Genomic DNA, 13,144 nt, shown 5'->3' with positions numbered 1-13,144 from the left:
AACGCGCTCCTGATGACTAGTGAATGATTAATTGCCAAATGCATTCGCTATGGCAAAAATCTCAGTAGCTTAATTCAGAACAAGAAACCTTTAATGTTCCTAAGAATTAGTATATGGGCTGCCAAAAACCCATGTTAATATTAATAAATCCGTTTGTATTGATTGTATCCATTCCTTGGTCTGTTTACTATCTTAAGTATCCTAAATCCTTTTTCTGGAATATCTATCTTCATTATTCCCCCTGTTATCCAGAATTCTTCGTTTGTAATCAAATCAACAAAGCATGTGCCGGCAAGTACTCTACCATCGGGAAGCGAGATATTAAGCTCTGCCCTTTTGCCTTTATTTACCGCCACTATTATTCCATCCAAAACATGCGGTGTGCGTCTGTAAAACACCAGAGGTTCCTCGTTAAGTACTTCGAACGTACCAATCTTAAGTGCGGTTTGCGCTTTTCGAATTGCGATGAGCTTTTTATAGAACTCCCTTAAATCCGTGTCCCATTCTTTTTCGTTCCACTTCATCGTTGCACGACATTCCGGATCGTTTCCACCTTCAAGCCCGATTTCTGTGCCGTAGTAAATCACGGGCACTCCGGGATAAGTGAATTGCAGGACTATCGCCAGTTTTCGCAGTTGTTTGTCGGGTATCACAGTAGCAAGCCTTTCTGTGTCGTGGCTATCGAGCATGTTCCAGCAACCGTAGATATTCGGAGTGTCGTTGTACGCACTTTGCAGTGCCTTTGCCAAGTTGTTGAACTCACCTTTCAGGTAAGCAATTACGGAATTTCTGAAGTGATAATTCATTATTCCATCGACCATGTACCAGTTCGATGGATAGTTCCACGTTTCTGTGACAACGTATTTATCAATCGAAATCTCTTTTGCGGTCTTTGTAATCAACGCATTGTTCACATATCCCAAATCGTATCCGACGTCCAGTCTCCAACCATCGATACCTTTTCTCAGATAGTGCTCAACAACACTTAGAATGTACTCCATCACTTCAACTTCCTCAAGGTGCCATTCGGGGAGAGCCTTGTGTCCGTACCACGCTCTGTGACCATCTTTGTGAATCGCGAATTTGCTAACATGCCTTCTATCACCTTTCAGTGCTTTTTTGAACCACGGATTCTCGCTACTAAGATGATTAAATACACCGTCCAGTATGAGTCTAAACCCCTCCTCTTTGGCTTTATTAACGTAGTACCTAAAAGCCCGTTCCCCTCCGAATTGTGGATCAATTCTCATGTAGTCTATCGCATCGTATTTGTGATTTGATGGGGAGAGGAATATAGGATTTGTGTAAATCACATTAACACCGAGGTCTTTTAGATAATCGAGCTTCTCTGCAATTCCCCAAAGGTCTCCGCCGTAGAAATCCTTCACGTGTTCTGCCTTATCCTTTCTCTTTGGTGGGACATCCCAATCCACGATCCTCCCGCCACGTTTTGCGTAAAGCTTTGCTTTATCATGAACAGTTTTTCCCTTACCTATAGCAAACCTGTCGGGGAAGATTTGGTAGATAACACCTTCGTAGACCCAGGATGGTATTGGATAGAGTTGTTGAGTTTGGTAACCTTGGTTAATTCTGTCAAACATCTTTGTTTCCTCCTCAGTTAGAATTTGGTTCTAAAAAACCTGCCGCTCAAAATTATACCATTCCAGTTCTTCGAAATCTACAGAATTTTCAACATTCCCAACAGAGGTTCTTCACATTTCACGTTTGTGTTGTATAATATGCTAGAAACTTAAGTTAGAATAAGCCGGGTTAGACCGGCTAAACAAAAAAGTAAGACTCAAAAACGTGGGGGGAGTGATGGTTGTATGGGCAACTTTTTGAGCCGCACATTGGCAGTGATTAACGATTTTTCGGTTGAAGAACAGCTCTTTCTGTACCAGTCAACAAAGCGATTGAAAGAGAAGATCAAAAACAAAGAAGACGTTTCGGAATTTGAAATTAAACGTAACACAGGGATTTACATCGTATTTGTAGAACCTTCTACCCGAACGAAAGAATCCTTCATAAACGCTGCAAAATTCCACAGAAGCGCTAAAGTGAACATATTTGATTCAGAACACTCCTCTTTTAACAAGCAAGAAAGCTACGTCGATACGTTCAATATGCTGACAGGCTACAGCGAGTACTCCATTTTTGTACTGAGAACAAGGCTTGAGGGTGTTGTAAGACTACTTGAGAGAAAGGTTGGAGAGTTTGCCGATAGGCACGGTATTTTAAGACCCGCGTTCATCAACGGTGGAGATGGCAAACACGAACATCCTACCCAAGAACTTCTCGATGAATACACCTTCCTCGAACACAACAAATTTGATAATTCCCATATTAGAATAGCTCTCGTTGGTGATTTACTCCACGGAAGAACTGTCCACTCCAAAGCTGATGGCTTAAAGGTTTTCAAAAACGTCGAAGTTGACTTGATCGCCCCACCTGAATTACAAATGCCAGATGGGTACGTGCAGAAAATGAAACGAAACGGTTTTGAAGTTAGGCAATTCTACTCATTAGATGAGTACTTGAGCTACGGAAATCCGGCAAAGATATGGTACTTCACCCGCCTGCAATTAGAAAGGATGGGTGAAGACATCCTTGAAAAAGAGAAATTCTTAAGAAAAGCTGTGACGTTCAGACAAGATATGCTCGACAAAATTCCAGAAGGCACAAAATTCTACCATCCTCTGCCAAGACCGAAATTCAACCCTGAAATTCCCACATTCCTTGATACACTTCCTTTGAACGGTTGGGAAGAGCAAGCGATAAACGGATACTATGTACGAATAGTGCTTCTTTCCATGCTTGGAGGTGCGCTTGAAGCACCGTTTGATACAGCAAAATCTGAACAGCAAGAGGAAGAAAACTTCATAATCCCAGCACCGATTGTTGATGGGACGAAAGGTGTTCTGAAAGAAGGAAAACGTGGCATCAAACCAATCGAAAATGGGACGGTTATTGACCACATTGCGAAAGGAAAATCGCAGGAAGAAATATACAACACGATAGTAAAGATAAGGAAAATACTCAAGCTTTACGATGTTGACAGTGCAGATGGTATCTTCAAATCTGCCGACGGTAGCTACAAAGGATACATCAGCCTGCCGGACAGATACCTGTCATTCAAAGAGATCAAGAAACTTTCCGCCATTTCTCCAAATACTACGGTTAATATCATCAAGAATTCGAGAGTTGTTGAAAAATACAGAATCCACCTACCACCACGCATATACGGTTTTGAAGAGATTGGTTGCAAAAATGAAAACTGTATAACCAATCCTGCACACGGTGAAAATGTAACCGCTTCGTTTGTTCAAATCGATGGAAAGTTCGTTTGTGAATACTGCGAAACACCACACGAATACCACGAAATATGGAGAATTTGAAAAAGACGAAAAAATTTAAAGCCCCCAAATCGGGGGCTTTTTAAATTCACTATCTTGACTAATTACAAACCTGCCTTATCCAAGAACGCTTGCCATTATCTTTGCAAGTTCTACAAAGCTTTCCTTCAAACTTGCACCACCAACGAGTGCACCATCGATATCGGGTTTGACAAAAAGACCGAAGAAGTTCTCTGGGGTTACGCTACCACCGTAAAGGATTGTCACCGACTGAGCAACTTCGCCTCCGTACATTTTTTCAAGTAGTGCTCTCACAAATTCATGAGCTTCCTGAGCTTGCTCTGGGGTTGCGACAACACCAGTTCCTATTGCCCAGACTGGTTCGTATGCGATTACAACTTTCTTGACATCTTCTGCACTTATTCCATACAAACCTTCTCTAACTTGTTTTTCAAGAACACAGAACGTCAAACCTTTTTGCCTTTCTTCAAGAGTTTCGCCTATACAGAATATTGGAGTCAAGCCTTCTGCGAGTGCTTTTTTCACCTTTTTGTTAATTAACTCGTCCGTTTCTCCGAAAATTCTTCTTCTTTCGCTGTGCCCGATTATAACCGCTTGAACTCCGATTTCTTTAAGCATCTTCGGTGATACTTCACCTGTGAATGCTCCACTATCTTCAAAGTACATATTTTGCGCTGCCAGTTTTATATTACTCGATGCAACAACTTCTCGAACTCTATCGAGCGCCACAAAAACAGGGGCAATGTATATATCAAAAGAATTAAACCCAGCGAACGCATTGGTCAAAGTGTTGGCAAACAGCTGCGCTTCGCTGGGTGTTTTATTCATCTTCCAATTTCCAGCGAGAATGAATCTCCTATTGGTTATTTTTTTTTATTCGCAATTGATACTATACCGGGCAACTCTTTTCCTTCGAGGAATTCGAGTGATGCACCGCCACCCGTTGATACGTGGCTGAATTTCTTTTCAAGACCAAACTGAGCAACTGCTGCTGCGCTGTCGCCACCGCCAACTACTGTTGTTACGCCTTTTTCGGTGAGAGATGCAATGAACTCTGCAACCGCTTTTGTACCAGTTGCGAAATCTTCGATTTCAAACACACCAAGTGGTCCGTTCCATACAACTGTCTTCGCATCTGCAAGTTTCGACTTGATTAGTTCGATACTTGCAGGACCGATGTCGTAGCCAGCCCAACCTTCTGGGATACCTTCTTCGCAAGTGAAGACCTTCTTCTCAACACCGGCTTCCATCTTCTGAGCACAAACTGCGTCTGTTGGAATAACAAGTTCGACACCTTTTTCTTTTGCCTGTTCAAGGAGTTGTTTTGCAAGTTCAATTTTATCTTCTTCAACAAGAGAGTTTCCCGTTTGTTTGCCGAGAGCTCTCCAGAATGTGAACATCATAGCGCCACCGATGATTATCCTATCGGCTTTGTTGAGTAAGTTTGTTATGACGCCTATCTTATCGGAAACCTTTGCACCGCCAAGGACAACCACGTATGGCTTATCAGGATTAAGTGTTGCTTTGGAAAGGAACTTAATTTCCTTTTCCATTAAAAATCCAGCAACGGATGGAATGTATTGAGCGATTCCAACATTACTTGAGTGTGCTCTGTGAGCTGTACCGAATGCATCGTTCACGTGGATATCAGCAAGGCTTGCCCATTTTCTTGCGAGTTCCAAATCGTTCTTTTCTTCGCCTGGGTCGAATCTTGTGTTTTCCAACATTAAAACTTCGCCTTCTTTTAATTCTGCAACTGCCTTTTCAACTTCTTCGCCGTACAATGCTGGAACAAACTTTACTTCTTTACCAAGAAGTTCAGAAAGTCTTTCTGCAACTGGTTTCAATGAGTATTTTGGATCTGGACCGCCCTTCGGTCTGCCAAGGTGGGAAAGGAGAATTACCTTTGCACCGTTATCAAGGGCATACTTTATTGTTGGAAGCGCTTCAACTATTCTTGTATCGTCAGCAACTTTTCCATCTTTCAAAGGAACGTTAAAGTCAACTCTCATTATCACCCTTTTACCTTTGAGATCAACATCCCTAATCGTGAGCTTTTCCATTCTCGACACCTCCTGAGCCTAAGGTATTTTACATTCACATATCAACACCGTACAAAAAAGGGGGACAAGCCCCCTTTATCGGTTTATGAATTAAAGCATTGTTGCAACTTTCTCGATTGTATCGACAACTCTGCAAGTGTAACCGTATTCGTTGTCGTACCAGCTGTAGACTGTTACGAATGTTCCATTCATTACCTTGGTAAGTGTTGCATCGTATATACCTGCGTACGTTGTTCCAACGATGTCTGAACTGACGATAGGATCTTCGTTGTATTTGATAATTCCCTTGAGCCTGCCCTCTGTTGCTTCTTTGACTTTTGCGTTGACTTCTTCGGCTGTTGTTGCCTTTTCAACCTGGACGCTGAGAACGGAGATGGAACCATCTGGAGTTGGAACTCTCAGTGCCATACCGTCGAGTTTACCCTTGACTTCTGGAACGACAAGTGCAACAGCTTTTGCAGCACCTGTTGTTGTTGGGATGATGTTCAAAGCGGCTGCTCTTGCTCTTCTGAGGTCTTTGTGTGGGAGGTCAAGAACTCTCTGGTCGTTTGTGTAGCTGTGGACTGTTACAAGGTATCCTGTTACTATTCCAAATGCGTCATTGATGACCTTAACTATTGAAGCGATGGAGTTTGTTGTACAGGATGCACAGGAGATAATCTGGTGTTCTGGTTTGAGTTGTTCCTCGTTACAACCAAAGACTACGGTGATGTCTTCTCCTTTTGCTGGAGCTGTGATGATAACTTTCTTAGCACCAGCTTGGATGTGTTTCATCGCGCCGTCTCTTTCTGTGAACTTACCTGTTGATTCAACAACTACGTCAACACCGAGGTCTTTCCATGGAAGGTTTGCTGGGTCTTTTTCGGCAAATACTTTTATAGCCTTACCGTTAACATACATCACGTCGCCCTCTACCTTAACTTCGCCAGGAAATTCCCTGTGGACTGAGTCGTATTTGAAAAGGTGTGCCAATGTTACTGGGCTATCCAAATCGTTAATAGCAACTACTTCAACTGAACTGTTGCGGCGAATGAGTTCTCTAAGAACAAGTCTTCCGATCCTTCCAAAACCGTTGATAGCTATCTTCATCTTTCTCCCTCCTTCGTAGTGTTAGTGCGAATTTCTCATGCTCGTGAAAAATTGTACAATATAAATATTACATTTGCAAGGTACGGGAAGTTAAATTTTTTGAATATTTTTCAAAGTTTTCGTACTGGTGAAAAAAGTCAATCCAAAGTAAGGCCTGTCATGTTCGAATACAGCGGATTTTCAGACATATTATACCACATAGACTGAGTTTAGGCAACTAAGCTATATTTTGGAACGATATGCTTATTGTTCCAAAGATATTAGAAGGCCTCTGCTTTTGAGAAGATAACTTTGAAAAAACGTTACTTTAAGACTTGTTTATGTGATATAATGGTCGTGTGATATAATAAATTTGTAAACTAAGACGAAGATTGGTCGCTGACGTTTCAAATTGTCTCAAGGGGGATAACAACTTCATATGATAGCACAAAAACTTAGAAAGCTCGTCATTTATTCATCTATTGCTTTTCTTTTGTTCACACTTGTACTAGCCATTCTACTGATGGCAAATTTAAAAAGCGCATTTAACTTACAGTTAGAAGAGTTTTCAAAGAACGTGTCAAAAGATTTGGAATTTCAATTCAGCCAGAAGAGTAGGGAACTCCAACGCGTACTTGATACCCACAAAAGCCTCCTTGATAGGCTTTCTCCAGCTGATGAAGAATTGGCACTCTACAAAGAGAGTTTGATATCAAATTTTAAAATGCTCGACATTGATTTTCTTGCATTTTATGAAAGCGACGGGCTTATACATACATTATTTCTCGACGACCAAAACGTTAGTAGGATTAATAACCTTTTGGACAAACTCTCCTTCAAGCAACTCACGGGAAAGACGTATTTCTTTCTGGATAGCCCGGAAACTTTGTTTCCCATCCAGGTGTTCGTTCTTTATCCATCACCAAGAATCTTGAACCTATGGCAGATTGAAGAGCCGAGTGTTATTACAGTTGGGAACTACTGGACTGTAACGGACCTGGTAAAGTTAGAAGAGCTAACAGGAGCCTCTATCTCTTATTCAGACAAACCTGGTATTTCCTCGATAACAAAGCTGGTTTATTCTTACAAGCTTTTAGATCACACCGGTAAGGGAGTGGCGTATCTTATCTTTTCAAAGAATTTTACATTGCTCACAAGATATCTCTTGTACGTTGTAATTTTGGTTATAACATCTATTGCTATTCTGATATCTATTCTTTCGGTGTTCTACGTCAAACTGAAGCACTTGGCTCTGGAACCTTTCAGTGATATAATCTACGCAATTGACAACCATACACCTGACACTGTTGAGAAATATATCTACCGAGACGACGAAATCGGCAGTTTAGCCAACACAATAAAAAAGTATCTCCACCAGCGCGAGCAGATAAATCTTTACCTCAAAGAACTCGAAAGTAAAAATCAAAGTCTAAGGTCTCTAAACGAACAGATTCGTCAACTGCTTGAGAAGGATGTTTTGACCGGATTGCTAACAAGATACGTTTTTAACAGCCAAATCGAACGACTCTATGTTTCAAGCAAAGCTGATAGAATTCCGTTGTCCGCAATTTCTATCGATGCAGACGACTTTAAAAGAATTAATGACACGTTCGGACACAACGTGGGTGATGAAGTTTTGAAAGGCATAGCGGAGGTCATATTGAAAAATGTTCGGGCAAGTGATTTTCCGATAAGAATGGGAGGTGAGGAAATACTCATTCTCCTACCAGAAGCAGATATCGATGCAGCACACTTGATTGCGGAAAGAATTCGTACAAAGGTTGAGGAAAAGTTCAAGGACACCCCGTACAAAGTCACTATAAGTCTTGGAGTCACTCAGTTAAAGGGGAGCGATACGATTGAAAGCTTCTTAAAGAGAGCAGACGAGGCGTTGTACATTTCAAAATCAAACGGAAAAAACCGAACTATCACGCTTTTCTGACTAACAATTAACGCCGAAAATAGACCACCGTATACAAAAATGGCAGTAGGTAGTATAATAGTATCAAGCAAGCTGGACCATGTGTTATTCAAAGGTTAGGTTATCAATCTATCGCGGATGAATTCCGCAATTTATTTATCAAGTAGATAGTTGGAGGTGTCTTTTGTGCTTCTGAATTTCTTATTGTTTGCTTTGGGACTCGTTTTGGTAAGTATCGGTGCCGATAAAGTTGTAGAGGGTGCCTCAGCTATCGCAAAGAAGCTCAGAGTTTCAGACCTTGTCATCGGGCTCACGATAGTTGCTTTTGGAACATCCGCACCAGAGTTAGCGGTGAATGTTGTTTCATCCATCAAGAAGAATTCAGATATCGCACTTGGTAATATAATTGGTAGCAATATCTTCAACATCCTTGTGGTTGCAGGGTTTTCTGCGATGCTACGACCGATAGCCGTGAAACATTCGACTTTGAAGAAAGAAATTCCCCTTAGCCTGATAGCTGCTTTGTCTGTGCTCGCACTTGGCAATAAGGGGCGGGACCTCCCCTCACTTATTACACGTGGTGACGGTGTTGTGTTACTATGCTTTTTCGCCATTTTCATTGCTTACGTATTCGAGATGGCAAAAAAAGATAGAGAGATATTTGAGGAGATGGAAATGGCAAAGTTAAAAAATATAAGTACCTGGCTCTCCGTAATTTACATAATCGGAGGTCTGATAGGTCTTTCGTTTGGAGGACGTATAATTGTCAGCAGTGCGACACAAATAGCAAAGGTATTTGGAGTTTCCGATAAGTTGATAGGTTTGACAATAGTTGCTGCTGGTACATCTATACCTGAGTTTGCCACTTCACTTGTTGCTGCCATAAAAGGCAAAAATGAGATAGCATTGGGCAATGTTGTTGGTTCTAATATTTTCAACATTTTCTTCATACTAGGTATTTCCGCTATCATCAATCCTTTAAATTACCCCATAGTATTGAATGCGGACGTCTTACTGCTTATTGCCATCACGGTTATTCTGACACTTTTCTCAAAGGATTTAAGATTAAGCAGGATTGAGGGCGCACTTTTCTTTGCTGCGTACATAGGATACACCGCGTATTTGATTTTCAGAGGTTAACAGCTATAAGCCACTTTTTGAGAAGGTGGGATATTTGTACGAACATCTTGAATATTACGGTGTATCAAAAAAAGTCATTGAGGCTATGAACAAAATAGACAGGAAACTTTTTGTGCCACCGGAATATCAAGATAGTGCTTACGTTGATACGCCACTCCCTATAGGCTACGGTCAAACCATATCCGCCCCACATATGGTGGGATTGATGTGCGAATACTTAGAGCTAAGAGAAGGAAACAAAGTGCTGGAAGTTGGTACCGGGAGTGGATACAACGCTGCTGTAATGTCATTACTTGTTGGTCCAACTGGAAAGATATACACCGTCGAAGTAGTTAAACCACTCTACGATAGGGCAAAAAAAATTATCCAGCAGCTGGGACTTGAAAACGTCGAAGTATTCTTAAGCGATGGAAAGTTTGGGTTAGAAGAATTCGCTCCTTACGATAAAATCACCGTGACTTGCTATGCAAAAGAAATCCCACCAGCGTTGATCGAGCAGCTTAGCGATGGTGGGATTTTGCTTATTCCTGTCGGAGACGAATACGTGCAAATCTTGAAAAGAATAAGAAAACACGGAACAAAGATCGCCGAAGAATCCTTAGGGCATGTCAGATTCGTACCTATGGTTTAGCATTCTGATTTCTTAATCCATTTCCGTTTGTTGGTTCTGTATGGAATACAGCTTCTTTATGGTGATCTTGCCCCACGTGTAGGTTATTATCGAAGCGGTAGCGTTACCCACGACGATTCCCAACCATACTCCAGCCAGTCCTATTTTAAACACGTCTACAAATAACCACGTCCAGAAGAGCTGGAATATCACCGTTCTCAATATCGTTGTTACCAGACTTTTGTAACCATGTCCAATGCCTTGAAACATGCCAGAAGTGAGCATTCCGAAAGGTGTACCTGGTAAGAAAAGGCAAAGTATCTTAAGAGCCTGAGAGATATTGTCCAAGAGCTGAGCAGAAGCTTTGGAGTACGCAAACATCATCGCAAGTGGCTTTGAGAAAAAGAAAATCCCTACCATTATCGCAATTGCAAAGTACTCTGCGAATTTGATTGCATAGTTAAGCGCCGATTCAAGCTTTTTAATATCCCTTGCGCCGTATGCTGCCCCAGTTACCGTCGTTACGGCCGATGAGATTCCAATAATAGTTAACGTTCCTAAGTTTATTATCCTCCAAGCACCTGTGAACGTTGCTACTCCCATATCTCCGCCTGCTTTTGATGCAAAGAAGTTAAGGAAATATATAGCTACAGACATTGTGATCTGCGCAAGTGCGGTTGGGAAACCGACAGTAAAGATATCCAGAATGATGCTTTTAGTAAGAACAAACTTTCTGAAACCAACATTCAAAAATGTCTTTTTTGAAAACATCAGAAGGTGCAAAAGCATAGCACTCGCTACAAATACCGAGATATTCGTCGCCCACGCTGCTCCTTTAATACCCCATTTAAAAACGTATATGAAAATCGGATCAAGAACCATATTCAAAACCGAACTGAAAAGTATTATATACATAGGCCTTTTTGAATCTCCCTCACCACGGAGGATACCGATAGCAGCGTTGTTAAACATTGCAAATACTGAAGACAAAAAGATAATGACTCCATATTCTTTTGCTTTTTGTAGAGCTTCTCCGGACGCACCGGTGAACTGAAGAACCCCTTCAAGTGTTAAAATACCAACAAGAGCGGTCAAGAAACCTACAAAGATGGCAAGGATTATCGAATGTTCAGCCACCGCATTTGCACCGTCAAAATCCTTAGCACCTATCCTTCGCGCAATTGCAGAGCTGGTACCGACCGCTATACCAGTTGCAATTGAGATAACTATCATGTATATCGGGAAAAACAAGCCCATACCAGCGAGCGTAGAAGGTCCCAAACCTGCAACCCATACGGCATCAACAAGGTTGTATAACGTTTGGATAAACATGGCAATCATATTGGGAATGGAAAGCTTAACAATCGCCTTTCGGTAGTCTCCCAGCAAGAGTTCTATATTCCTATTCACCTTGCTTTCCAAACTAGATTCCCCCTTCTATATGTTTTTCCCCAGTGCTTTCGATAAATTGCTTCATCTCTTCCAAAGCTTTTTGTGCGACCTTTTCGCGATTCTTGCCTCCACCTATCAGCCCGAAATTCGCATACATGGGCTTTAATTCATGCGCACTCGTTATGTAATCTATCAGTGCACCACACATCGTCTTTCTTGGGAATTCGACCATCTCTTTCCCTTCGACCAACCTTGCAATATTCAGCCCAACATAAAGGCCTGTCATCGCGGATTCTACATATCCTTCCACACCTGTTATCTGACCAGCGAAGAATATCCTTGGATCACTTTTCAGTCTGAGGAATTTATCTAAAACTTTCGGTGATTCGATATAACTGTTCCTGTGCATCACACCGTATCTTAGAATCTCCGCGTTTTCCAATCCCGGAATCATTCTGATTATTCTTAATTGTTCTCCCCATTTCAGCCTTGTCTGGAAGCCGACCAGGTTATACATCGTTCCTTCTACATTTTCTTTTCTTAGCTGCACAACCGCGTATGGTTCCTTTCCTGTTTTTGGATCTCGAAGTCCAACTGGTCTCAACGGGCCATACCTCATCGCATCTTTACCACTACGAGCTATTTCTTCTATCGGTTGGCAACGTTCGAAAAGAAGCTTTCTATCAAAATCGTCCATTTCAACAACTTCCGCATTTACAATCGCTTCCCAAAACGCCTCGTACTGCTCCTTGTTCATTGGACAGTTTATGTAATCCCCGGAACCTACACCGTATCTATCAGCTACATAACAGACATCCATATTTATGCTTTCCGCACTGATTATCGGTGCAACCGCATCGAAGAAATTTAAAACACCGCCAGTAACTTTTTTAATCCACTCTGCCAATTCACCATCCGTTGTAGGACCAGTAGCTATCACCCATATGCCTTCAGAACCCGGTTCTTTTACTTCTTCATCGACAACTTCCACAAGTCCGGTTTTCAAAAGCTTCTCAGTAACGCACTTCGCGAACTTTTCCCTATCAACAGCTAGAGCTTTTCCCGCAGGCACTCGATTTTCCATGGCACAGTCCAAAATTAAACTTCCGAACAATCTCATTTCTTCTTTCAAAAGCCCTTCGGCATTCTTCAAATCCATCGACTTCAACGAATTACTACAAACAAGCTCAGCAAAGAGGTTGCTTGTGTGCACTGGCGACTTCTTTATCCTTTTCATCTCATGGATGACAACCTTGTGACCCTTTTTCACAAGCTGCCATGCAACTTCACTACCTGCAAGCCCTGCACCAACAACGTGTATTTCTTGAATTTTCTGTTCATTCACTCCTACCACCTCATCTTTTCGTTTATCTGCTCAGAACATTTTAACACATAATCAAAAAATAAAAAAGCCTCTGCGATATGCAGAGGCTTTTTTGAACATATAGGAATCCTGGGCACTACCTACTCTCGCAAGGGGTCGCCCCCTTACTACCATCGGCCCACGGTGGCTTAACGGCCAGGTTCGGAATGGAACTGGGTGTTTCCCACCGCGGTATCGGCACCCAGGGTCATT

General features: G+C 41.8%; 10 protein-coding genes and 1 rRNA gene. 4 read left to right on the top strand and 7 right to left on the bottom strand.

The genetic code is table 11. From position 1 onward, the window contains the following. Positions 1-140: 140 nt before the first annotated feature. The gene (gene aglB, locus NA23_RS01690) at positions 141-1,601 is read right to left on the bottom strand and encodes a cyclomaltodextrinase (RefSeq protein ID WP_052107099.1); all 1,461 of its coding nucleotides are present in this window, start codon (positions 1,599-1,601) and stop codon (positions 141-143) included. Positions 1,602-1,826: 225 nt separating this feature from the next. Here aglB and NA23_RS01685 point away from each other — a divergent pair, with 225 nt between their 5' ends. Next, the gene (locus NA23_RS01685; protein WP_033191347.1) at positions 1,827-3,395 is read left to right on the top strand and encodes a bifunctional aspartate carbamoyltransferase catalytic subunit/aspartate carbamoyltransferase regulatory subunit; all 1,569 of its coding nucleotides are present in this window, start codon (positions 1,827-1,829) and stop codon (positions 3,393-3,395) included. Between the two features lie 75 nt (positions 3,396-3,470). On the opposite strand, the gene tpiA is transcribed toward NA23_RS01685, so the two are convergent. The 3 genes from tpiA to gap all read right to left on the bottom strand — a co-directional run bounded on the left by tpiA (position 3,471) and on the right by gap (position 6,526). After that, positions 3,471-4,223, bottom strand: a complete 753-nt coding sequence (tpiA, locus tag NA23_RS01680) for a triose-phosphate isomerase (RefSeq protein WP_275060694.1) — start codon at positions 4,221-4,223, stop codon at positions 3,471-3,473. Positions 4,224-4,237: 14 nt separating this feature from the next. Continuing rightward, positions 4,238-5,437: a phosphoglycerate kinase gene (locus tag NA23_RS01675; RefSeq protein ID WP_033191349.1), complete on the bottom strand. Its 1,200-nt coding sequence runs from the start codon at positions 5,435-5,437 to the stop codon at positions 4,238-4,240. 90 nt (positions 5,438-5,527) lie between these two features. After that, the gene (gene gap, locus NA23_RS01670; protein ID WP_033191350.1) at positions 5,528-6,526 is read right to left on the bottom strand and encodes a type I glyceraldehyde-3-phosphate dehydrogenase; all 999 of its coding nucleotides are present in this window, start codon (positions 6,524-6,526) and stop codon (positions 5,528-5,530) included. A gap of 418 nt (positions 6,527-6,944) precedes the next feature. On the opposite strand from gap, the gene NA23_RS01665 reads away from it, so the two are divergent. The 3 genes from NA23_RS01665 (at position 6,945) to pcm (ending at position 10,197) form a co-directional block, all read left to right on the top strand. After that, entirely contained in the window at positions 6,945-8,447 is a 1,503-nt protein-coding gene (locus tag NA23_RS01665; protein ID WP_052107100.1) for a GGDEF domain-containing protein, read from the top strand. A 165-nt stretch (positions 8,448-8,612) separates the two neighbouring features. Beyond that, positions 8,613-9,566, top strand: a complete 954-nt coding sequence (locus tag NA23_RS01660) for a calcium/sodium antiporter (RefSeq protein ID WP_033191351.1) — start codon at positions 8,613-8,615, stop codon at positions 9,564-9,566. A gap of 34 nt (positions 9,567-9,600) precedes the next feature. Further along, on the top strand, positions 9,601-10,197 hold the full coding sequence (pcm, locus tag NA23_RS01655) for a protein-L-isoaspartate O-methyltransferase (protein WP_033191352.1): 597 nt from the start codon (positions 9,601-9,603) through the stop codon (positions 10,195-10,197). A 12-nt stretch (positions 10,198-10,209) separates the two neighbouring features. Here the strand turns inward: pcm and NA23_RS01650 are convergent, their stop codons facing one another. The 3 genes from NA23_RS01650 to rrf all read right to left on the bottom strand — a co-directional run bounded on the left by NA23_RS01650 (position 10,210) and on the right by rrf (position 13,137). Beyond that, positions 10,210-11,598 carry an MATE family efflux transporter gene (locus NA23_RS01650; protein WP_033191353.1) on the bottom strand — a complete coding sequence of 463 codons (1,389 nt, stop codon included), beginning with the start codon at positions 11,596-11,598 and terminating at the stop codon, positions 10,210-10,212. A 1-nt stretch (position 11,599) separates the two neighbouring features. Continuing rightward, positions 11,600-12,898 (bottom strand): methylenetetrahydrofolate--tRNA-(uracil(54)-C(5))-methyltransferase (FADH(2)-oxidizing) TrmFO, encoded by a 1,299-nt coding sequence (gene trmFO / locus NA23_RS01645; RefSeq protein WP_407918651.1) that lies wholly within the window; start codon positions 12,896-12,898, stop codon positions 11,600-11,602. Positions 12,899-13,020: 122 nt separating this feature from the next. Then, a 5S ribosomal RNA gene (rrf, locus tag NA23_RS01640) occupies positions 13,021-13,137 on the bottom strand. Between the last annotated feature and the right edge of the window lie 7 nt (positions 13,138-13,144).

Origin of the sequence: Fervidobacterium islandicum, assembly GCF_000767275.3 — a bacterium.
Taxonomy (GTDB): domain Bacteria; phylum Thermotogota; class Thermotogae; order Thermotogales; family Fervidobacteriaceae; genus Fervidobacterium; species Fervidobacterium islandicum.
Note: the sequence above shows the minus strand (reverse complement) of the source record. Positions and strands in the feature narration are given on the sequence as shown.